The organism is Halobacteriovorax sp. BALOs_7, from assembly GCF_003612895.1.
In the GTDB taxonomy this organism is placed as follows: Bacteria; Bdellovibrionota; Bacteriovoracia; order Bacteriovoracales; family Bacteriovoracaceae; genus Halobacteriovorax_A; species Halobacteriovorax_A vibrionivorans.
The window spans coordinates 686,498-709,347 of the sequence record NZ_CP027772.1; the positions used below are offsets into that span (position 1 = coordinate 686,498).

22 protein-coding genes and 1 other RNA gene are annotated in these 22,850 nt (G+C 38.0%); 18 read left to right on the forward strand and 5 right to left on the reverse strand.

Annotation, left to right across the window (positions count from 1 at the left end; translation table 11 throughout):
- Positions 1–12: 12 nt before the first annotated feature.
- The 3 genes from hpt to BALOs_RS03365 are packed head-to-tail and all read left to right on the forward strand — an operon-like array spanning position 13 to position 2,496.
- On the forward strand, positions 13–525 hold the full coding sequence (gene hpt, locus BALOs_RS03355; RefSeq protein ID WP_120404249.1) for a hypoxanthine phosphoribosyltransferase: 513 nt from the start codon (positions 13–15) through the stop codon (positions 523–525).
- A complete protein-coding gene (locus BALOs_RS03360) occupies positions 518–1,534 on the forward strand; it encodes a hypothetical protein (RefSeq protein ID WP_120404250.1) in 1,017 nt (338 codons plus the stop codon). Before hpt ends, BALOs_RS03360 begins: the two co-directional genes overlap by 8 nt.
- Positions 1,531–2,496, forward strand: a complete 966-nt coding sequence (locus BALOs_RS03365) for a hypothetical protein (RefSeq protein WP_120404251.1) — start codon at positions 1,531–1,533, stop codon at positions 2,494–2,496. The genes BALOs_RS03360 and BALOs_RS03365 overlap by 4 nt, the downstream gene beginning before the upstream one ends.
- Here BALOs_RS03365 and BALOs_RS03370 read toward each other — a convergent pair.
- Positions 2,465–2,956, reverse strand: coding sequence for a hypothetical protein (locus BALOs_RS03370; protein ID WP_162929511.1), 492 nt, complete (start codon positions 2,954–2,956; stop codon positions 2,465–2,467). The genes BALOs_RS03365 and BALOs_RS03370 overlap by 32 nt on opposite strands.
- A 23-nt stretch (positions 2,957–2,979) precedes the next feature.
- Here BALOs_RS03370 and BALOs_RS03375 point away from each other — a divergent pair, with 23 nt between their 5' ends.
- The 5 genes from BALOs_RS03375 to smpB are packed head-to-tail and all read left to right on the forward strand — an operon-like array spanning position 2,980 to position 7,685.
- Entirely contained in the window at positions 2,980–3,918 is a 939-nt protein-coding gene (locus BALOs_RS03375; RefSeq protein ID WP_120404253.1) for a calcium/sodium antiporter, read from the forward strand.
- A gap of 53 nt (positions 3,919–3,971) precedes the next feature.
- A complete protein-coding gene (locus BALOs_RS03380; protein WP_162929512.1) occupies positions 3,972–5,306 on the forward strand; it encodes an HD domain-containing phosphohydrolase in 1,335 nt (444 codons plus the stop codon).
- A gap of 50 nt (positions 5,307–5,356) precedes the next feature.
- Positions 5,357–6,430 (forward strand): tRNA (adenosine(37)-N6)-threonylcarbamoyltransferase complex transferase subunit TsaD, encoded by a 1,074-nt coding sequence (gene tsaD, locus BALOs_RS03385; protein ID WP_120404255.1) that lies wholly within the window; start codon positions 5,357–5,359, stop codon positions 6,428–6,430.
- A complete protein-coding gene (rsmA, locus tag BALOs_RS03390; protein WP_115361444.1) occupies positions 6,430–7,233 on the forward strand; it encodes a 16S rRNA (adenine(1518)-N(6)/adenine(1519)-N(6))-dimethyltransferase RsmA in 804 nt (267 codons plus the stop codon). Before tsaD ends, rsmA begins: the two co-directional genes overlap by 1 nt.
- A 2-nt stretch (positions 7,234–7,235) precedes the next feature.
- On the forward strand, positions 7,236–7,685 hold the full coding sequence (gene smpB, locus BALOs_RS03395; RefSeq protein ID WP_115361442.1) for an SsrA-binding protein SmpB: 450 nt from the start codon (positions 7,236–7,238) through the stop codon (positions 7,683–7,685).
- Between the two features lie 4 nt (positions 7,686–7,689).
- Here the strand turns inward: smpB and BALOs_RS03400 are convergent, their stop codons facing one another.
- From BALOs_RS03400 to pal, 4 genes are read right to left on the reverse strand one after another with little or no spacing between them, the layout of a single operon-like run.
- Positions 7,690–9,300, reverse strand: coding sequence for a multiheme c-type cytochrome (locus BALOs_RS03400; protein WP_115361440.1), 1,611 nt, complete (start codon positions 9,298–9,300; stop codon positions 7,690–7,692).
- Between the two features lie 13 nt (positions 9,301–9,313).
- A complete protein-coding gene (locus BALOs_RS03405) occupies positions 9,314–10,093 on the reverse strand; it encodes a tetratricopeptide repeat protein (RefSeq protein WP_115361438.1) in 780 nt (259 codons plus the stop codon).
- A 21-nt stretch (positions 10,094–10,114) separates the two neighbouring features.
- Positions 10,115–10,426, reverse strand: a complete 312-nt coding sequence (locus BALOs_RS03410) for a DUF4398 domain-containing protein (RefSeq protein WP_115361435.1) — start codon at positions 10,424–10,426, stop codon at positions 10,115–10,117.
- Positions 10,427–10,438: 12 nt separating this feature from the next.
- Positions 10,439–10,930 (reverse strand): peptidoglycan-associated lipoprotein Pal, encoded by a 492-nt coding sequence (gene pal, locus BALOs_RS03415; protein WP_115361433.1) that lies wholly within the window; start codon positions 10,928–10,930, stop codon positions 10,439–10,441.
- 656 nt (positions 10,931–11,586) lie between these two features.
- On the opposite strand from pal, the gene BALOs_RS03420 reads away from it, so the two are divergent.
- The 10 genes from BALOs_RS03420 (at position 11,587) to BALOs_RS03465 (ending at position 22,761) form a co-directional block, all read left to right on the forward strand.
- Complete coding sequence (locus BALOs_RS03420; protein ID WP_120404256.1) at positions 11,587–15,336, forward strand: hypothetical protein; 3,750 nt, start codon at positions 11,587–11,589, stop codon at positions 15,334–15,336.
- Positions 15,337–15,382: 46 nt separating this feature from the next.
- Positions 15,383–16,204 (forward strand): hypothetical protein, encoded by an 822-nt coding sequence (locus tag BALOs_RS03425; protein ID WP_120404257.1) that lies wholly within the window; start codon positions 15,383–15,385, stop codon positions 16,202–16,204.
- Entirely contained in the window at positions 16,191–16,772 is a 582-nt protein-coding gene (locus BALOs_RS03430) for a pyroglutamyl-peptidase I (protein WP_120404258.1), read from the forward strand. Before BALOs_RS03425 ends, BALOs_RS03430 begins: the two co-directional genes overlap by 14 nt.
- Positions 16,773–17,155: 383 nt before the next feature.
- Positions 17,156–18,478, forward strand: a complete 1,323-nt coding sequence (locus BALOs_RS03435; protein ID WP_120404259.1) for a hypothetical protein — start codon at positions 17,156–17,158, stop codon at positions 18,476–18,478.
- 9 nt (positions 18,479–18,487) lie between these two features.
- Positions 18,488–18,955, forward strand: a complete 468-nt coding sequence (locus BALOs_RS03440) for a hypothetical protein (RefSeq protein ID WP_120404260.1) — start codon at positions 18,488–18,490, stop codon at positions 18,953–18,955.
- Between the two features lie 322 nt (positions 18,956–19,277).
- Complete coding sequence (locus BALOs_RS03445; RefSeq protein ID WP_120404261.1) at positions 19,278–19,763, forward strand: hypothetical protein; 486 nt, start codon at positions 19,278–19,280, stop codon at positions 19,761–19,763.
- A gap of 109 nt (positions 19,764–19,872) precedes the next feature.
- Positions 19,873–20,244, forward strand: a transfer-messenger RNA (tmRNA) gene (gene ssrA / locus BALOs_RS03450).
- Between the two features lie 294 nt (positions 20,245–20,538).
- The gene (locus tag BALOs_RS03455; protein WP_120404262.1) at positions 20,539–20,919 is read left to right on the forward strand and encodes a helix-turn-helix transcriptional regulator; all 381 of its coding nucleotides are present in this window, start codon (positions 20,539–20,541) and stop codon (positions 20,917–20,919) included.
- A gap of 12 nt (positions 20,920–20,931) precedes the next feature.
- On the forward strand, positions 20,932–21,978 hold the full coding sequence (locus BALOs_RS03460) for a site-specific integrase (RefSeq protein ID WP_162929513.1): 1,047 nt from the start codon (positions 20,932–20,934) through the stop codon (positions 21,976–21,978).
- 354 nt (positions 21,979–22,332) lie between these two features.
- Positions 22,333–22,761 carry a hypothetical protein gene (locus BALOs_RS03465; protein WP_120404264.1) on the forward strand — a complete coding sequence of 143 codons (429 nt, stop codon included), beginning with the start codon at positions 22,333–22,335 and terminating at the stop codon, positions 22,759–22,761.
- The last annotated feature ends 89 nt before the right edge of the window (positions 22,762–22,850 follow it).

The following is a 22,850-nucleotide window of genomic DNA, read 5'->3' on the forward strand; positions in this document are numbered from 1 at the left end:
TAAGGAAAGTTTATGGCCATTGAAACTTATATTTCTCAAGAGAAAATTGAATCACGTATTAAAGAATTAGCTAGTCAAATTGATCAAGACTTCGGTGGAGAAGAGGTTGTGGTCGTTGGTGTGTTAAATGGTGCATTTATTTTCGTGGCCGATCTTATTCGTCAGATGAAGTCTCCTGTTTATTTCGACTTTATTGGAGCTAGCTCTTATAAGGGAACAGAAAGTACAGGAAAGATTACAATCACTAAAGATATTAAAGTTGATATTAAAGGCAAGAATGTTGTTCTTGTTGAAGATATTGTGGATACAGGACTTACAATTAGTGAGTTAAACGTTTTACTAAAAGAAAGAGAACCAAAATCAATTAAACTTGCGACATTACTGCATAAGCCTGCAAAGACTGCACATCCAGTTTCGATTGATTATCTTGGTTTTGAAATTGAAGATAAATTTGTTATTGGCTACGGCCTAGACTTTGACGGACGCTATAGAGAGCTGCCGTATATTGGAATTTATAATGGTTAAAAGTGCTTCAAATGAAGGATCTGTAAGAGTTGATCTCTTAGGGGGAACTCTCGATATTGTTCCTATCAATCAGGTTCTTAGAAATACAATTACACTAAACTTGGCAACATCACTTAAGGCCAAGGTTATTGTTGAAGAAATTGACTATGAAGGTGTTGAGTTTGTTTCAATTGATTATGAATCAACAACTCGCCATTCTAGTGTTGATTTCACAAATGAAGATTTCGAAGGTGAGACCTTTGGGCCACTTTCATTTCTTGCTCAAATTCTTCACCACTTTCAGTTAACGAGTGGAATACGTCTTACGACTGAATCGGGATCGCCTCCTGGTGCTGGCCTTGGTGGCTCTTCATCAATGGGTGTGACTGTCTATAAAGCGCTATGTGATTTTACTGATCGCGAATTTGATCGCCAAACGGCCATCAATACGGTTCAAAATATTGAATCGAAGATCTTAAATAAGGGCCCTTGTGGTTACCAAGATTATTATCCAGCTCTTTACGGAGGGGTTCTTGCTCTAAAGGCAACTGATAGTGCTATTGCAGTTGAACAACTCTATAGTGACTCTTTTAAAAACTTCTTAGAGTCTCATTTAACTTTAGTTTATTCTGGAAAGCTGAGGCTTTCAGCAATTAATAATTGGCAAGTGTATAAAGACTTCTTTGATCATGAAAATGGTGTAAGAGAAGGGCTTGCAACAATTCGCGACTTAACATTCTCTGCTTATCGCGCAATTAAAGATGGGCAATTTGATGACTTTCTTGGACTTCTTTGTCGTGAAGGTGCACAAAGAGAAAAATTATTTTCAGGAATTGTTACTGATGACATGAGAGCTCTCTATTCAAAACTTAGAGAAAGTGGGCATGTTATTGGTATGAAGGTTTGTGGAGCTGGTGGAGGCGGATGTTTCATTCTTGCTCACGGCCCACAACATAAAGAAGCTGTATTAAAGGAGATTACACGCTCAAAGATGAAGGTCTTAGAGTTTAGTGTTGAAGCGCCACTATGAACTTAACTTTTAATCGCGTCGCCGGACTTTCAATGAAGGGAGGAAGAAGAGATAATTTCTTTTTCTGCCTACTTGATCACCATAAAGAAAGCGGACGTTGGTTTCTTAAGTCTATTCTGGATGTAAAAGATGAAGATGAATACTCTGATGGAGATGATATTCTCAATCAGTGGATTGATAAATACGATTTGAAACACGTCATTGTAGATTTCCCTCTTTCTCGCCCGGCCTGTCATGAGTGTAATCTAAAGTGCCCTGGTGTTGCCAAGTGTCCAGTGGGGCATGTGGAGAAGGTCAGAGAAGATATTACGGCCATCTTAGAAATTGATCGAAAGATGGAAGAAGAAAACCCAAAAGAGTATGAGAGAAGAAGAAATTTTGAAGATCTCACTCACTTTGATCGCGATACTTTTTCTAAAGAGTCTCAGGACTTTATGTTATCAAAGTCATTTAAGAGAAGATTGAAAAAAGGTTTTGTTCCTTATTGGAATCGCTCACTTGATTTTTGGATTTGGTGCTCATATCACGATCAACTCTTAGAACTCTTTAATACAACTTTTGATTCATTTGGAAATACATCACTCATGATGCTTTCGCGCTTTTCTTATATGAAAAGACATTTCCCTCAGGAGTGTTTATTCTATGAAGGGCATGTAAACCTCATTCTCTTAGAATTATTAAAGAGTCGTATCATTCTAAAAAAGAATATCTTAAATCTAACAGATCTTGATCTTGGAGTTGAGGCCCGTCTTGATATTGTGAAAAAGATAGAAAATAAGCTAGGAATCTTTATCTATGATAATGATTTAGAGATCATTGTAAAAAATGTTCGTGCCTTTGATTCATTCTTACTTGCTGTATGCGGACTTCAAAAGGCCAAAGGCCAGGCTCGCAGTATGCCTGATTGGACTCTTCCTCATTTAACAAATTTTATTCTTCCTTCATTTGTCTCTGGTACTTAAAGCCAAATGCATTAAAGAGAAGAATGATTCCAGGAATTATAAACATCAATACTAGGGGATTTGAAAAATCCCATAAGGCCACAATTGGCATCAGCACACCTGCCGTCCAACAATAGAATTTTAGGTAGCCGTCAGCAAGTTCCTTATCATAGAAACGAAAGAGGTATATGAAGAGATGAATGATGAGATAGATACAAATAAGAGTTATGGCCGATTGAATCATCAGATCCACAATTTGTTTTTGAAAGACAGGGTCTTTCATCATTGATGCACTGGCCTTATCTACTTGTTCCATCATTTTTGCTGTGGTGCTTAAATAATCCTCATACAGCTTAGGATCTGTATAGAGAATATAGATATAGGCAGCAACAAAGATGTCGGCAATAAAGCACGACGAAATATTTAGGAATTTGAAATTCTTTTTGCTAAACTGAAGATAAATGCGTTTTAAATCTAACATATGTTAATTATTGGAAATAATTTATGGTTTTACAAGTTGTGTTATTAGTTCTTGCTATTGTTATGCTTTATTATGGGGCCGAGTTTGCTCTTGAGTCTGCAGAGAAAATTGGTCTTGCTTTAGGACTATCTCCTTTAGTTATTGGACTTTTAATCGTAGGATTTGGAACATCGCTTCCAGAATTCTTCGTCTCTCAGCTAGCAAGCTATCGCGGTGATCCAGGGATTGCTCTGGGAAATATTGTGGGCTCAAATATTGCCAACCTATTTTTGATCCTAGGGGTCTCGGGACTTCTTGGAAGACTCTTTTTGACCTCAGCAGATATTAAGAGACAATTAATTCTTCATTTAATCCTTACTGCAATCTTAGGTGTTGTTCTCTTACAAGAGCAAATCTACTGGTGGGGAAGTGCTCTTCTTCTTGGCTTCATGGGCTTCTACCTCTTTGACACATTTAGAGAGATGAAAAAAGAGCGCGCCCATATGGCCGACCCTGAAAAACCAAGTCATAAAGAAGATGAAATTAAAATGAAAGAGATTCTTCACCTTCTTGCTGGCTTTGCCCTTTTATATGGTGGGGGAGAGTTACTAGTTAAGAGTGGAACTGGACTTGCCTTGGCATTTGGCATTTCAAGTTATGTTATCTCTGCTATTTTTGTGGCCTTTGGAACTTCATTTCCTGAACTTGTTACGGCAATCATGACAGTAAAGAAGGGAAAGAACTCCGATATCATCACAGGAAATATCATCGGTTCAAATATTTTCAACGTGGCCTTCGTTCTTGGAAGTTTGGTCTTTTATAAAATTAAAATTTCAGAAAACTTTATGCCCGAGGTTTGCGCTCTAGTATTTGCAGCACTTTTCTTAATTGCAATCTCTTATATGAAGAGAGCATTTTATCGTATTGCGGGGAGTATTTTCTTGGCCTGCTATATTGGAATGGTGCTTTACTGGGTGAGATAAAAGCATAAAGTTCCATCTAGGGAAAAAATTGGGCAAGTGTTAAAATGTCTTCTATGAGTTTTAACGTCTTAATTGCGGAACCAGATTTTGAATTAAGTGATATATACGTCTTAGGTATCGAGAACACGTTCCAAGATTCCAATATCACGAGAGTTGCTAGTTTTAAGGATCTTAAGGCCAAGCTCAATGCGTCTGGTAATTATCATCTTATTATTTCAGAGTACTTTCGCGATGGGGACGAGGATATTTTCTCTTTTCTCGATAGTAAGTCGTTAAATATTCCAACTCTAACGATTACATCATTCACTGAAGCAGAGTTTATAAACTTTGAACGTGATATTACTTATCACTTAAAAAGAGCGCACCTTCCAAAACCATTTTCTTATGTCTCATTTGAAAATATCGTCACGGAATTGAGTGGCCCTTCAAGCTTTGTTCAATCTCGAACAGCTTATAAGAAAATCAATACAGAGTACTTCCTTAGAGGAACCATTGCTCTTTGCGATACCTATGTAAAACTTAGTGATTCAAAATTTGTTAAGGTCATCAAAAGGGGAGATACTTTTACAATCTCTCAAATTGAAAGTTATCTTGATCGCGATATTAATTATCTCTATATCAATAAAGATGATCTGGATGAATTTGTCGTTAATGCAGGTGAAGTTTCATTTCTAAAATACGATCCATCAACGCCAGCTGAACATCTGGATATTGCTCAAAAGTCCATTATGACTCTAAAGAGACTCGTTGGAAATTATGGAATTAGTGAAGGTTCCATGGCCGTGGTGGATAGTTATGTTTCAAATCTTAAAAAACTATCCCAAGGTAGTGTGAAGCTAAAGAATCTCTTGGCAGAAAGAGAGCAGATGACAAATTACCTCTATGACCACTGCTACCTAACAAGTATCTTAGGTGTTGAAATCCTAAAGCAGCTGGCCTGGGGAAAGAAAGATAATATTGAAACGATTATTCTGACTTCTGTTTACCACGATCTTCTCTTAGAAGATGAGTCACTTGCTCGCATCTCTTCTCAAGGAGAGCTTCTTAAGGCCGAGCTAAGTGATTATGATAAGAATATTGTTCTAAGTCACGGGCGTCTGATATCTGAAACTCTTGAAAAAGAGGGGATAAATGACCAGAATCTTTACGAAATCCTCGTCAATCACCACGAAAGACCTGATGGAAATGGTTTTCCCCGTGGGCTATATGCTAAACAAATTAAGCCCTTAACAGCAGTTTTTATTGTGGCCCATGAGCTAGCTAAGAAGATGGAAGAGTATCACTACGATCTTGAGTATAGTGAAGACATCGCAAAGCATATGCAGGCCAACTTTTCCAAAGATCACTTTGAAAAAATTGTCAAAATTGTCGATAAAATTCTCAAATAGTGATAGGGTGCACCTAAATAAATCAATAACTTAAAAAACGGTAATGAGCTGTGAGTCAAAAGTATATTTTAGGCATTGAAACAAGTTGTGACGACACGTCTGTGGCGGTTCTTAAAGGTGATCCAACTTCTGGGCAGCCCCCTGAAGTTTTGGCATTTGAGTTATTTTCACAAGAACAAATGCTTGCCCAATGGGGTGGGGTTGTTCCTGAAATTGCTTCTCGAAATCACCTCGATAAATTGGCCCCGCTCTTAGATGTAACCATTAAAAAAGCAGGTGTGACACTTTCAGATATTGATCTTGTTGGTGTGACGACTTTCCCAGGACTCCTTGGTCCACTTTTAACGGGACTAAATGCGGCCAAGACGATTTCTCTTTTAAAGAAAGTGGATATCTTTGCGGTAAACCACCTCTTTGCTCATCTTGAAGCAGTTCATCTCACTCATGAAGTGACTTATCCATATATCGGACTTCTTGTAAGTGGAGGCCACAGTCTCTACACTCTTGTTCGCGCAAGTGATGATGTGGAAGTTCTTGGCTCAACAATTGATGATGCCGCAGGTGAGGCCTATGACAAAGGCGGAAAGCTAATGGGACTTGGTTATCCTGCTGGCCGAATTATTGATGATCTAGCAAAAGAAGGTGATATCAATCGTTTTGAATTCCCTGTGGGACTTAAGACTTCAAAAGATTGTAACCTAAGTTTTTCAGGTGTGAAGACGGCCCTGAGAACGTTTCTAGAGAAGAACCCTGATTATTATGTGAAGTCTCCTGAAGATATTAATCAGGATACAAAAGATATTTGTGCTTCTTATCAGCACGCTATTGTGTCGGCACTAAAGCTTAAGCTTCGCTATGCAATTGAGAAAGCTGGAGAGTTGGGACATAAGAATCTTCCTGTTGTTGTGGGAGGCGGTGTCGCTTGTAATAGCTATCTAAGAAAAGTTTTAAAAGAGAAGTATAAGAACGTATTCTTTGTTGAACCTAAATATTGTACAGATAATGGTGCCATGATTGCTAATTATGCCCTAAAAAATTATGAGAGTCGTATTAAGTATCCTGCTACACTTAGCATTGATGCACGTTCTCGATTTATTAATAAGAAAGAACATAGGAAGACTTAGTGGAAGATAGCAAGAAACTACCTTGGGCCAATAAAGATCTTGGGCAACACTTCTTAAATAATCAAAATATTATTTCAAAGATAACAGATGACTTTGCTGAAGTTGCCGAAAGTATTATTGAAGTAGGACCAGGCCCTGGAATTCTTACTAAGAACCTTGCTGCTCATAACCAAGATATTCACGTTGTTGAAAAAGATGAGCGCATGATTGAATACCTTGCACCAATTGTAAAAGCTGATCATATCAACTTTACGGATGCATTGGCCTTTGATTTTGAGGCCTTCATTAATGAGAAGGGACTTGGTGATAAGACATGGCTTGTTTCAAACCTGCCTTATAATATTTCAACGCCACTACTTCTTAAATTTCTTCAAACACCATCAATTAAATATATGACATTGATGTTTCAACGAGAAGTTGCCGATAAGGTCTTTGCCTTTGCTTCAAAGAAGAATTTCATGGGCTCTCTAATGGCCTTATCACAAACATATTTTAAAACATCGCTTCTAGTTAAGGCGCCTCCGGGAGCTTTCACGCCACCACCAAAAGTGGACTCGGCCGTTATTAGCTTTGAGAGAATAGATAATCCTGTGATTGCTCTGGACGAATTTACAAAATTTGAGAAATTCTTAAGAGCAGTGTTTCAATTTAAGAGAAAGCAGCTAGGAAAGGTTCTAAAGAGCTATACTTCTGTTGAAAAAATTCAAGCGGGCCTAGCACATATCAATCAACCTTTGACAGTTAGGGCAGAAGCGCTAAAATTAGAAGACCTGCAAAATCTATATAAATTTTTAAATGAGTAAATATGGGAAAGAAAATAATAGCCAAAAATAAGAGAGCGAAGTTCGATTATCAATTACTTGAACTTTACGAAGCTGGAATGGTTCTCGCTGGAACAGAGGTGAAGTCATTGCGTGCTGGAAAAGTCTCAATTGGTGAGGCCCATATTACAATTGATAAAAATGGCGAAGTTTGGGCCAATAATATCAAGATTCCTGAATATGAATTTGGAAATCAATTCAATCATGAAGAGGCGAGAAAGAGAAAGCTTCTTCTCCATGAAAAAGAGATCGCTGAAATCGCTCACCGTGCAAAGGCCGAGCGCTTAACGATTGTTCCGACGATTATCTATTTTAAGGGTTCTCGCGTGAAGTTAGAAATTGCCTTAGCTAAAGGTAAGAAGCTCCACGACAAGCGATCTGATCAGCAGAAAAAAGATGTAGAAAGAAAGTTAAGAAGAGGTGACTACAACTAAGCTTTTAGTGCACCATCTTCTTGTACATTTTTTCAAAGTAATCTTCATCAACACCTGAATAAACTCCATCGCGATCTTTCTTATACCACTCTGGTGATTGGTCACTTGTGTGACACTCGAGGCATTTATTCTTTATTGAAGCTTTTGTGTGGGCCAATTTTTGCTCATCATTTTCAATAGCAAATGGGTGATCAGTAACAACCTCATGACAATTTAAACACTGAACATTGGCATAGCTGTGCTCAACCTTATGCTTCTCATCAAGCTTATCCCATTCAACACGAAGAGCTGATACTTTCTTATCAGAGAGCTTACGAATTGATTTAACATCCTTGAAGGCCTTTGAAACATCTTGCCAATACTTATTCTTATGGCCGCTAAAGCCTTTATCTGTTGTCTTTAAGTCTTTGAAGTGAACAATATCGTTGTGATTGATATAACCACCTTCTTCATTCATTCCAACAGAGTGGCACTTCATACAAGAGGTCTTATTTTCTTCTCCTGCAATCATAAGCGTTGCAAAAGAAACTGAGTGAGGAGTCTTTGCCCAGTGTTCTCCTTGGGCCTCGTGACATTCAAGACAGCTTTTAGCATCTGGAATCTTTTTGATTTCATTACCGCCTGAGTACATCATCTTTTGTTCCTCATCACGAATCTGATCTAATTTCTTCTTTGATTCATTGATATAGGCCGTAAATGGGTTATTTGGAATTTTCTCTCCTAATTGCTCACGCATTTCGTGGTATGAAAATTCTTTTTCTAGCTTCTCTTTTCCACTTGAGATGGCAATCTCTCCTATGTAGTGGTTCTTTGAGAGAACTTGAACAATTTGAGTATCACCAACATCAATTGAATAATTAGTAAAACTTTGTGAGTGAGAACCAATAATCCAATCGATCATAGGAAATTTCTTAGCAAAGCCTTTATCGTAATCAAGTCCTGCATGAGACATAACCACAAGCTGTGTTAGTGGGTTTTTCTCGTCGTATCCAGCTTCTTTAAGCTTCTTTAGGGTTTCAGGAAAACTTGCTTCAGGTCTTTTAAAATAACCCTGTAATGGGCCTTGTATAGTACTTGGTTCAACAATTCCTGTTAAATAGACTGTCTTCTTTCCAAATACAATCTTAGTAAACTCTTGATGAGGGAAGTCCTTCTTTTTTTCATCACTTAAGTTTGAAACAAGGGGAGTGAAGCTAACTTCACTTAGAACTTCTTTATAAAATCCAACACCAGCAGCAAGATCCTGATCTCCCGGAAGAGTGTACTTTAGGCCAAGTTTATCGAGCCCTTTAGCAACATCCTTTGCTGCTTGCATTTGTGATTTTGCAATATGAGTTGGAACGATTGAAGAAGGAAAGAGCATATCTCCTGTATCTACATAGAGAAATTGCTTTTCTTTTTTTAGCTCGTGCATAAAGCCTGCTACTTGTGGAAGTCCTCCCAGAGGGAATTGACGGCATCCACAAGGATGTGTTTCACCTGAGATTGAATGAGAGAAGAGGATGGAAAACTTAGGGCCTTCAATCTTTAGCTCTGAGTTTGCTTTATCCATGTCGATAATACTTTGGCACGAAAGTGCTAAAGTTAAAGTAAGTAATCCAAATATTCTCTTCATTGAGTGACCTTTCTTATTTTAATCTTGCTAGTAATTTCTTTGCTGCAGGAACGTGGCGACTTTTAGGAAATGACTTAAGCATCTCTTGAAGAATCGCTATGGCCTGATCTTTTTGTCCTTTCTTTTCAAAAGAGCGGGCAAGGTAAACTAATCCATTAGCGTTATAAGGTGATTTTGGTTTTTTCGTATATAAAGACGAGAAGTAAGTGATGGCATCATCATATCTCTTTTGAATATAAGCAACCATTCCAAGGTTGTGGTTGATACGATCTCTGCTTTTGCCTTTGATCTTTCCCGCCTTATAAAGCTCTTCTAGGATAGGGCGAGCTTGAGAATACTTACCCTTTCCATAGAGATACATGGCCTCGTTATAAGGAGAGCGCTTCTTTGCAGCTGCTTTTGCTCTTCTTTGCTTATCTTTTTTTTTTAGCAGAGCAATAACTTCTTTAATATACTTATCTTGCTCTTCAATTTTTGCAGAAAGCTTTGTTACTTCATCAGTTAGGGAAGTGTTTTGTTCTTCGAGCTTATTAATTTTATTTTGTAGTTCTTCAACCTTTTGGTCTTTACCATTGGTATACTCTTCCATTTGTCCTTGGAAAGCGGCGATAGAAGACTCTAGCTCTTGCATCTTAGAGATGGCATCTGCATTAAGTCTTTGACTCTGCTGCATTTGAACTGACATTGTATTGATTTTCTTTTCGCGCTCAATTTGTTCCTGTGTCTTACAAGAAGTCATTGATCCCATTAAAGTGATTAATGTGATAGTCGATAGTAGGGAAGTTTTCTTCATGAGAAATTCTCCAGAATATGATTAGATGCTATCGAGAGTTTTTTTACGATAGGCTTTGAATTCGGCCTTTTCAGAAAATTGTTTTGATAAAATGGCGTATTTCTTAGCTTTATTAAAAAACTTTCTCTTGTAGCTTGATTTAGCTTTTAAGTAGTAGAATTCGGCTTTTCGATAGAGGTTAGGGGCGAGTGTTTGGCCACCAGCTTCCTTTGCCGCAAGGAAAGCAACCTGTGCATAAGTCATTTCTAACTTAGGGCGTACGGTCGTTAGACCGCAACTACCCAGAGTTAGAAGTAAAAGTAAAAATGTAATTTTAGACTTTAATACTTTCATTTATTCTTCAAATTACTTAGAAACAACAACGAAGTTACCTCTTCTGTTTTGTGACCAAGACTCTTCAGAGTGACCAAAAGCGATTGGTCTTTCTTTTCCGTAAGAAGTCGTAGAGATTCTTGAAGCATCAACACCAAGAGCTACTAGGTAGTTCTTAATTGCACGTGCACGGTTTTCACCAAGTGCCATGTTGTACTCACGTCCACCTCTTTCATCACAGTGACCTTCAACTTGTACTTCAACATCAGTGTTCTCTTTTAAAAATTCAGCGTTAGCTTCAAGAGTCGACTTAGTAGACGAGTTTAGGTTTGAAGAATTAAATGCAAAATAAACAGTTCTTAGAGCACCTGCTTTACCAGAGTCTGAATCACCGTTTAACTCAAGTGATGAGTTTGCGTACTCTACTGATTCAACAGAAGATGAATCATTTTTCTTAGCATCTGAACCACATGAAGTCATAACTAGTGCAGAACCTAAAAGTAATAACGTAAAAAGTTTTTTCATTTGTTCCCCCTTTCCATATATAGAGATTATTCTTGTTAATGAAAAAATTAGATATACCCATAAAGTATATAATAAATTTAGGTGTTTAGATACCGGCAGAAAAGGAATTAAATCCTGATAAAAGTGCTCAGCTTCATGAAAACCTATAGTTGATATGATTATTTATCGGGATTTCACTATTTATCTAAACACGTTTTTTCGCAACTTTTTGCCAAAATTTTATGGGTTAACAGTTAAAGAAAAAGTAAAGTTTCTCAATCTCTATTTACAATGTGAAACGATCAAAATAATGTTTATTTGAGGTTATTGAAAAGTCCTTATCTTGTGTGTAAAAGCCTGGCCGCCGTCTTTTCCTGTCTCTGCTTAAGTTGCGGCCAGGCATTTTCTCTAAACTCAATTCTTAATATTCCACTAACATTGCAAATAGTTCTTCAATAATCCTTCATAGTTACAGGGCCTATTTTTAATAACTTGTAGGACCACTTTGTCCCTTCTGACACCAGAATCCATGAAGTCTTTACAAGGTTAGGTGTTATATTCTGAAACTTTCTTACATTTAAGGTATTTTCACAATGTTTTCTATGGGCCGTCTCCACAAAGGAAAATCAGGGTTATAGAACTAATTTAACGAAACATGATCTAAAGGAGAGGGATTCATGAAGAGATCGACTAAAAGTTTAGTTTTATTATCGCTATTGGCATTAAGCGCCAACGTTCACGCACAGTTACCTGATGAAATCGATTATCCGACGTACCTATCAAAGTACTCTCAAGCAAAGTCCGATTCTGATAGTGCTCGTATGAGTGCCAATCAGCTAAAGAGCATGCTTCAGCAAATCGCTGCAGACTTAGAAGCAAATGGTTCTGCAATAGCAATCTCTAAATCAGAAATTGATGAGGCCGTAGCTATCATCAGTCAATTGAGTACTGAGAATATGGATCTCGATAATACGATTGCCATGCTAACGGAAGAAAACCTTGGCCTTGGTGATGAACTACAAAGACTTGCTCGCGCTATCTCTGAATTATCAAGTGAGCAAAGAGAAATCCAAGATGATCTAGTCGGTCCTCAAAGAAATGCACATAATCTTCGTTCTGCACTTGATTCAGTAACAAAGAATCTTCACCAAAATGGTGATCGTCTACAAAAGGCGCAAAAGAAGTTAGATCGTAATCGTGATAAAATTAAAAATCTTGAAGGAAATATCAAAACGGCAATCGATGAGAGTGATCGCCTAAATCTTAAGCTTCCTAAGATTCAAAATAATATCAAACAAAAGAAAGAAGACCTTGATAAGGCCACATCAAAAATTTCTCAATTAGAGAATCAAGTGACTAAGTTTCAGGCCGAGCTTGTCAGTGCAAACCAAGAGGTTAGTGCGGCCAAGGCAAAGGTTGATCAATTAGAAAGTAAAATCTCAAAGCAAGAGGCCAAGGTAGCTCCTCTTGTTGAAAAAAAGAATAGACTAAACGCTCAGGCCATTAAGGCGCAATCAACAGTATCTTCTAAAAAGAGTGAATTAAATAAGGCAAAGAATGAGCTTTCATCAGCTAAATCAAAGCTTTCTTCTCTTAAAAGTGAAAAACAACAACTTGCAGCTCAAAAGAATGCATTAGAAGAGAAGAAAACTAAGTTTGAAGAAAAGCTTGCCCAAGTTGAAGCAACTCTTAAAGAGCTAATGGCAAATCGTGATCGTGGAAATGCTAATAAGATTAAAAACCTTAGAGAGCAAAGAAAACTTCTAAGACAAAAAATTGCAGAAGTAACGCCACGTCTTAATAAAGTTGAAGCAGATTTAAATAAAACTTCAGCTGAACTAGCTCAAGCAAAGAAGGTTATTGCTGGTGGAGATACAAAAGTTTCTAATCTCGAGCAAGAAGTCGCAGCTGCTGAACTTCAAGTTAAGAAGCTCTTAGCTGATATCTCAGCGGTAGAAAATGAAATCGCACAGGCCGTTCCTCAACTTGCAAGACTTAAGGATCGCCTAGCGAGTGCTAAGACTGAATTAAGAAGTGCTCAAAGTGCACAAGCAAGTGCAAAGTCTAAGCTTGATCAGAAGCAGACGGCCCTTGCTCAAGTGAAAAAAGATATCAAGAGAATCGAAGGAGATATCGCTTCACTTAAAGATCAAAAACAAAAAGCGCAAGAGAGAATCACTATCATTGCAGGTGATCTAAAGCGTATGAGACGTGAACTAAACCAAGAAAAGAATGACTTCGATGCAAATCGCCGTGTGGTTGGAACACTTCGAAATACACAAAATGCTCTTAAGTCAGAGCGCGATTCATATCAAAGAAGACTTTCAATTGTTGAAGATGAAATCCGCCACCTACGTGGAGAGCTTGATAAGGTTCAAGCGCAGCTTCTAACTCTTGAAGATGAGCACAAGCAAAGAGATCAGCAATACGTTTCAAACGTACAAACGATCCAAAGCTCACAAGATCGTATACAGAGTAACTCTTATACAATCTCTTCTAAGCAATCTCAGATTGCACAAAATGAAAATCGCATCCAAGAGCTTGAGTCTCAAAGAAGCGCACTTCTAGAAGATCAACTTGTAAAAGAAGGTCAATTTGCACAAGCTGATGCTGTGGCAAGTGATTTAGAATCAATCACTCAAGAAACTTATGAGGAGTATGAAGATCGTAAAGAATTATATGCTGATTACAAGAGTGAGGCACAGCAAATGGGTGCTTCTCAAGGTCAAGCGGCCGGTGCAACTGCTGGTGAATACGCTGGATCTGCTGATGTAAAAGAAGATGCTTCTTTATACGGATCTAAGAATGGAACAACTCTTGGTGAGTTAAGAGGATATCTAGCTGGACTTGTTGACGGTAAAGAGCAAGGACTTGAGGCTGGTTATGACGAAGGTGTTAACTCTCAGGCCAGTTATGATGAAGGTTACGCAAAAGGTTATGAGCAAGGACTACAAACAGCTGTCGCTCTAGCTAAGAAAGAAAATTTCCCACAAGGGTATGCACAAGTTAAAGAAGAGAAATTTTCAACACTACCAACTAATAAAGTGGTTCTTGAAAATAGTGTAAACGGAAGCTTATTTATGGAGAAGGCATTTGCCTTTGCCTCAACAGCGGCCCAAACACTTACAGAGAGCTTTGGAATTGAGACACCTGATTATGTTTCAACTGAGGCCTTTGCACCAGTAAGAATCAAGTCAAAGGTTGATGTTGAAATCGCTCGCGTTGAAAAAGAGATTGCTCGTCATGAAGATAATGATCAAGTTTCTAAGGCCAAGCCTCAGTATGTTTACACTGCACCAACTCGTATCGATGTTGATGAGGATTTCAAAAATTGTTTTGATGTCTACAAAGGTGTTTCTGATTTTAAAGAAGCTTGTGGTGATTCTTATGAGTCTGCTTATAAGTCTCAATTTGTTAGAGATCACAAAGACACTTTCTTTGCTGCTTATGAAGCATTATTTAAAGAAGCAAGTGATGAAGCTGCAAGCGGTGACTTCTCAGGTGAGACGAGAAAAGCTTTTGATAAAGCATATAAGACGGCCTTTGCCGAAGCTCGCTTAGAAGGTGAGGGAGTTGCTTACCAAAATGGTGCAACTGATGGTGAAGAAGCTGGATTTGATGAGAATATTGCAGCTAAGCGTTCTGAGCAACTTGCCAAAGGTAAGAGTGAAGCAGCTAACTTATTTGCAAGTAGCGGTGTTGTTCGCCTTAATAAGTACGCACAAACAAGTGTAAAAACAGAAGATCCAAAAGGTCTTACTCAGGATGGAAAATTCTCAGTAGGTCTTGGACTAGTAAACTTTGGTAAGCTTGCAACAAACCGAGGAGCAGTGTCGGCAAAGGTTATCGCAGCATCATCAAATGTTTCGGTATCAAATACTCGTGCTAACTTAAGAGTTCTACCGGCATCATCTCAAATTGACTTAAGTGATGTTATCCAAGCGAAAGTTACAAATAACGCTCGCCCAGGATCTGAAGTTAAGATGCAAATTGAGCTGACTTACCCAGGTGACGCTTTACGTGGAAGCTATACTGAAGTTGCAACATTTGTTTCAAATGTTATGGTAAATCCAGAGATCCAAGTAGGTCTAGACTTCGATGGAAAAGTTAAAGATCGTAAGTGTTTCCTTGGATTATTTAACTGTAAGTTTAGAAGCCACGATGTAAAAGTTAAGCTAACAGGTCTACGTGACTTTGTTCCTGGAAGCTACGATGTGGCAATAAGCGTTCTTGAAGGTGGAAAGTTCATCGATCTTAAGAAAGCACAAACTCAAGTTGCTGCTCCAGGTAAAGGGGTTGTGGCCACAGGAGCTCTAACTTATAAGTTTAAGAAGAAGACAAAAGACGATAAACTCAAGTTTAAAGTCGATGTTTCTTACAAAGGTGAATTACTACAAAGTAAAGTAATCGATGTAAGAGCAAAATAGAAAAAAAGCCTCCGCAAGGGGGCTTTTTTTTTGCTAGTATGCCACTATGAAAAATCTATTATTAGGGACACTTACATTATTGAGCCTTGCGGCAAATGCTAACCAATGTGCAAATCTTGAAGAGATTGCCAACACTTTCAAAAAAGATCTCAAAAAAGAACTTTCAAATACGATCTATCCTGAAGATAAGGTCGGCCAAGAAGAGTTTCGCGCAAAAGTTGGAGCAAAACTCAACTATCTTAAAGGCTTAAAACACTCAATTGAAGTTTGCTATGAAGACTATGGCACGCCAAAGATGTATAGCTGTCAGATGGGATCAGACCTTTTAAAAGGTGAGCACCATGGTAATTTGAGAACAACTTATACATCTTCGATTTCAGTTGATTATGAATGCAAGGCGGAACTCTTTCTAGGTCATACAATCACAAGAAATATGGAAACAGGTAAGACAATCTATATGGAGTCAGGGGGAATGCATATTCTCAATACTCTCTATAAGTGTTCTGGAAGTTATACAAATGAAGAATACTCTTTTAGAAAGGTTCTCTTATCTGAAGACAATGTCTTCTTCATGGATCAGTATCTAATTTATCGCACTGATGTAAAGGTCATTGCTAAGAAATATCACAATAAGAATGACTTTAGAGTTGAGTATACAGATTCTGAAGTGATCTTTCACTATGGGGATGCTTTTGTTGCTATCTCAAAAGCAAATGGTGAGGCTACGCGTTCAAACTTTATCTCAATGGATGAATTAACGGAAGGCTCTTGTCAGACTCGCTTTGATGCTGAAAAGAATATTATCTATCCGCGCACAAATATTGATGAAAAGCGCTGGGGTTTTGAATTAGAATATGTCACGCACTAAAAAAGTTCTCATCACAGGCTTTGAACCATTTGATGGAGGGGAGATAAACCCCTCTGAAATTCTCGTTGAAAAATTCGATAGTGAAATTCCAGGACTTGAGATCCACAAGCTTATCCTGCCTGTGGTTTTTAAGAAGTCTCTTGCAATCCTAAAGAAAGAGGCCTTCTTTTTAAATCCAGACTTTATTATTTGCTTGGGATTAAATGCGAAGGTGAGTGAGATTAATTTGGAGGCGATCGCTCATAATCTTGATGATGCTCGCACTGATGATAATGAGGGCAATCGCCCGCAAGAGGAAGTCATCTTTGAGGATGGACCTGCGACTTTAGATTCCACGTTGCCACTTAAAGAGATGGAAGATGCCATCCTAGCAGCGCAGATTCCTGTTGCCATCTCTCGCGACTGTGGCCGCTTTGTTTGCAATCACGTCTTCTATGGAATTCGCCGTATCATTGATATGAAGAAGATGCGGGCCAAGGCCGGCTTTGTGCACCTTCCGCCATTTGAAAAGCTGAACGTCGCCCAGCAGAGCAAGGCGCTTGAAGTGATGCTTTCTGCGCTTAAATAGAAAGGGCGCAACTTTCGCTGCGCCCCCGAAATCACAACTTCCGTAAGATCAAAATAATTTGAACTACATAGATCATGATTTCTAAAAATGACCAGAAGTCTTCCATGACTTTCTCCTTAGCTCCCATCATTGGGAGGAGAAAGTGGAAACTAGGTCAGATTTATGTTATATTTTCTTTATTAGTGCCCCCGAAGGGACTTCTAAAAATGACCAGAAACTTAACCTCGTTTTTACGGGGTTTTGTTATTTTGGGCCATGTCATCTCATTGAATTCATTCAAATTTTTCATCTAAAGAAATATCTATTCCAGATAGGGAATTTTTCGTTTTTGAAACGTGTTTGGAGTAGTTTTCGTTAACTTCAAAATTAACGAGGGAGACTCTATGAAGAACTTAATTTTAATATTGGCGATACTTCTAACAAGTTCATCTTGGGCGAAGTCTTTAAATGATTGTTTAGATACTGAATGCCTTAGAGAAAGGGCCACAAATTTTAAAGCATTTTTGAAAGCTGAAGAGGATTTCACAAATGAGCTTGGTAAAGCTTTCCCAAACTCTATGCTTGATAAGCTTGTGACAAATTTCGTGGATGAAATCCGCATGGATTTTAATAATGCAAATATTGATCGTGAAACAACATTGTCTCAAATGAAGAATAATATTCGAGACAACGGAATTCATGCAGCTTTTGTTGATCCTGCTATTGTATTTATGGATATGTACGCATCTCTTGGTAAGAAAGACAAAGTGCAAAGCATGGCAAATATCGTAAATACACTAAACCCTGCCATTGGGGACACTCTTGAAAAGAATTTTGGTATCAAAATTGATCGAAATTACGATCCAAATTTTGATGCTCCAAAAAGACAATTGAATCTGCCATCCAATTTTAATCCCACAAAACGTGAGCAAAGTAAGGATCAATTCGGTGGTCCTCGCATGGGACAATTTGGCAATGAGTTTGATGGCAGTCTAGGTGCACCTGAAATAGATAAGGAAAATGGTATGTCTAATGGTCTAAAGCCTCGTATGGGAAATAGTGGGCCCGGAATGAATGAAGGTGAAATGATTAGTCCGATTCTTGCAAATAAACTTGAGCAGGATAAGAATAGTTTGCTTTATTCAGTGAGCTCTTCAAAGGACGATCTTAAGAATTGTCTAATAAATTGTGCTGTCGGTGGTGGAATCATCAGTCTTGTTACAACTCTTAGTTCTCGTAGTCCTATAATTGGTGCAAGCTCTGGAGTAGGTACAATTCTGGCGTGTGCCGCTACATCATGTACGCCAAAAAAAAAGGAAAAGTCAGGGGAAGAGCTTGATAGTCCAAGAACAGGCAATGGATCTCCTGATGTTCCAGAAGATAAGCCAAAAAGTCCAAAGGTGGATAATGAACCTCGAAGAGGAGATAGTGATAAGCCAAAGAAAGATGAAGGTAAACCAAAAAAAGGAGAGGATAAACCAAAAAAAAATGAGGTGGAACCAAAGGAAGGTCAAAGAAAACCGAAGAAAGTTAAGAAGCCTAAGAATAAAAATGACGACTGCGAAGCTTCAACAAAATGTAAGCTTGATAACTCTAATGGTTTAATTAATCGCACTAAAAGCGATGATCAAATTTTCGATGGAAATATGATAAACTTTAACCCCAATCGGAAGTTAGATATTTATGAACTTCAAATTAATTTTGGAAGACCACAATTTGGTTTATAGGAAATAAGTATGAATACACCAAAGAAAATGAATAGAATGATGAACTTCGTAGTTACAGTATCGATTGTTGTAGCCTCGATCGAATCTTATGATAATGGCCTTAATATTCAAGCTTTTAAAATGATAAGCTTATATGTTTTACTCTCTTTATTTTTTGTTACATGTGCAGTCGGAGTTTTTATTAAATGTGCTGTAATTTTAAATAAGGATATGGTCATAAAAGTGAAGCGTGTACAAGATATTCGATCGCTTTATGATTTTGCCGAGTTTTCATATAAAGAAGCACATTACTATATAGTCCTTCCAATATTTACTGGTTCAATGTATTGGTTTTTAACGTTGGAAGGAGACTTTTATTTACTGTTAATCAAAGCTTGCATCTACGGATTGTTCTTTACTTCAGTCGTCTTATTTCTTGTTGAGGCTATTCACCATAGTGCTAGACTTATTGCAAGGTCTAACGATAAGTGTAAATAATAAAAAGGGCGCAACTTTCGCTGCGCCCTCCTCATTGAGGAAGAATGAAGAATAGAGGAAATTAGCGAAGTGTGTTATATTTCTATTAATAGTTTTGTGCCCTTCGAAATCACAATTCTATGATTTGCCAAAGAAGCACCCCGTTTTATACGGGGTCTTTTTATATGGGGCCATGCCATCTCATTGAATTCATTCAAATTTTTCATCTAAAGAAATATCTATTCCAGATAGGGAATTTTTCGTTTTTGAAACGTGTTTGGAGTAGTTTTCGTTAACTTCAAATAAACTTTGGAAGACCACTGTTAGGTCTATGGGGATAGATATGGATTCTAGTAAGAAAACATTTAATCGAAACTATACAATTATCATGATTTACCTTTCAGGGCTTGCTCTTGGAGCTATTTTTTTCTTCGAGAGATTTGGACAAAATATTGTGGATCTCTTTGATATTTTAATGCTTAGTCTTTATGTCTTATCAGGTTTATCTTTTGCACATTTTTTTCTTGTTGCATTCTTTGGTGCTTTTGCAAATTTTCAAAAGCTTGAACAGGCCAAAGAAATTGACGCAAGTATTAAATTAATCGAGATAAGATCTCCTTATGATTTCATATCGCTATTTTTTAAGAATGCTAACTCTTATGGAGCATCTATTCTTCAAGGAGGTGCTATTTTTTACTTTTTCCCAAGTGATGAGTATTCGGCCTTATTTGTAGTTAAAGTTGTGGCCGTTCAGATGTTATTAATGCTACCAGTCTATGCTATTTATGAAGCTTTCTACGATATTGCTCGCGGTAGAAGTAGGGAATAGTCGGGGAAGTGTGATGAAGGCAACGAAAAGCATAACTTTCCACTTTTGAAATGCTGTGCTATACTGCCGCTTACGAATATTTGTTCCAATATCCGTGTCAAAATCTAATGGGGGTGCCCTGGTTTCGACGGGATGGCTGACAGGTATCCGGGCGTGTCCAGGCTGGTGTCCATGGTCCTGGTAAAAAGGAGACCGACGTTTAATTGCAGACGATTATGCAATGCCAATGGCTGCCTAATTATTTTTAGGATCTAGTCTTGTGAGGCGCTACTGCCAAGAAACAGAATGTAGCGACCCAGTTGAATCTGCTGGCTAACTAGGTTCCGAGGCTGCCGGGGCATCTCGTTAATCTGTCACCGGGGTTCGCCGAGGTCACCTATCTCGGACAGTCTTGTCTTCTGACGATAAATGAAGACTACGCACGTAGGCCGCTATCAAGACGTCATTTCGGACGTGGGTTCGATTCCCACCACCTCCACCATCGGATTCCGGTGGTGGAAGCCCTCTTTCCTTAAACATTATTAAAATCAGCTACTTAATTACAGTAACTTGCGTTTGAATCGGACGTTGAGACCTGTCTGGACTTGTCTCAAACTGTCCCGATGTGGCTATTTGTGGCTAACTTTTTGGCTACATGCATTTTTGCTGGACTATACAGTGTAGCAAAATGGCAAAAAACGGCTAAAAAACGCAGTTAAGTTTCTGATTTTAAACAACTACTCAGTGTATCGGTTTGGGCCACTTTAAGCGGCGTTTTTACACAAAAGGAGTAGTTATGACGGCCAAGAAAAACGAGAAAAAACAGACAAAGAAAAAGAACAGAAGATGCGATCTTAAGGTCGAAACGAGAGAAGGAAAACTTCTTAAGTATCTTAGAGAATCACGAAATTTATCAGTCAGGGCCGTAGGCAGGATTATGGGAATTTCTGAGTCTACGGTTTGCCACTCAGAAAATGGAAGGCGAGATCTCACCAAACAAATCATTGCAAGCTATCTTGAAGTCTATGGTTATAGCTATGACGAATTCGAGAAGATGCTCCACGGCGATATTATTCTTCCTGAGAATATGCGTGGCGAGTGTATCGAAATAATTAAAAGGCTTGAACCATCTAAACTAAGAGCTGTTAAGGCTTTTTTAAATACCTTCATAGGTTAATTGGAGGTAGCTGTGGGAATTAAATACGACAGAGAGAAGAAACATTATGTGGTCACGTACCACAGAAGACATCCTGTAACCAAGCAATCTAAAAGCATAAGACGTCAGGGAATTAAGACTAAGCATGAAGCGGAAAGGGTCTACAAAGAATTAATTATCAAAATGGGGGAGAAGTTTAATGAGAATCTTCATCCTCTTTGGCCCGATCTAGTAGAAAAGTTTTTGGATTACTACGCCAATTGCGGAATCGCTAAGAATACGCTTAAAAATTACGAGCAATGTATAAAGGCCAATACCTTTCACATTTGGGGAAAGAAAAGAATTAACGAATTTAGTACTTCTGAAATTAGAGATTTCATATTAGATGACTGTGCTAAGTTTTCTGAGGCCCATCGAAAAAGTATGCTTAAGTATTTGCGTGCTGTCTTTAGGTACGCCGTAGAGCATGACATCATCTATCGCGATCCTTGTCCTAGACTTAAATTTAAAAAGAATGAGAAAATCAAGAAAATGCTTAAGGAAGAAGAAATAAAGATACTTCTAAGAGAAGCAAAAGAGAGAAACCATGAATGGTTTCCTGTCTGGGCAGTGGCCTGTTACACGGGACTTCGTAATGGGGAACTCTATGCTCTTAAGTGGGAAAACGTCGATTTTCAAAATCGCCTTATTTATATAACGCATTCTTGGAATAAGATTAATGGCCTTAAGACTACTAAGTCGGGGGATGATAGGGTCGTAGAAATTGCTTCTAGTCTTATGCCAGTTATCAAAGAGCTTTATGAAAATAAAGAAGGGGAGTTTGTTCTTCCAAGGATTAGGGATTGGGAAACTGGCACTCAGGCAAAGCCATTAAAAGACTTCCTCAAAGAATTAAATCTTCCTCTTATTCGCTTTCATGATCTTCGTGCCTCTTGGGCCACAATCATGCTTTCAAAAGGAATAGAGCCTATCAAGGTAATGTCAATGGGAGGCTGGAAGGATTTAAAGACGATGCAGATTTATATTCGCAAGTCTGGGATTCATATTCAGGGTATTACTAATGATCTTAATTTCTTTTGAGTAGGAGACTGATATGGCTTTATTTAACCTAATTTACTATTCGATACTTAGAACGATTAATAAGATTAAGAACATTTTTTTACTGCTAACGGTAATTTATTTCCTAAGGCTCTTTTTAAAGCTTGTGATTTGGCTTCTATAAAATCTTCAAGAATGGAGTTAGACACATACCTGTAGCTCTAACTCCTTTTGTTCTATTTTTATTATGTTCACTTAAGCATCCATTTCGCTCGCTTTCAATTAAAGAATAATCACGGTCTCCCAAAAGGGAACCCTCCGAGATTTTTCTTGAATTGCACTCGACTGCATTTCCTCTTGTGACCATCAAATAAAAACAACCAAAAGGAGAATATGATGAGCTTACAAGAAATTAAATCTAAACTAAAAGAACTTGCTTTTGAGAGAACAATTCCATTTTGCTACGGATGCTATATTAAATGCCCTAGCGGAGTTTGTAAAAGTTGCGGTACTGATGATCTTATGCGCCATCTTGAAGGAGTTGGTGTAGAGTATGGCACTGACTGGGTTATTGAAAGTATTGTTGAAGAAGAGCTTGAAGCAGTTGATCTCGAAGAAATATTTTCTCAAATGATTGAGGAACTTTATGGAGAAGAGATTCAAATAGGGTTCATTTCAAAGAGTACTTCACTTGCTATAAAGGAACTTGATCCAATTGCTTGGAATATTGCAAGAGGGGAGTATATCGACTCTCTTATAGAAGACGAAAGTATCATGGAAGTCGGTTGCGATTACTATTGGATTCATGATCTAGAGAGTCTTTGACTCTCTTTGTCGTGTCTTTGATAAAGAAATCTTGATTCATAGTATTTATTTGTATTTGATTGTCATCCATCTTTATTTAGTCCATAATT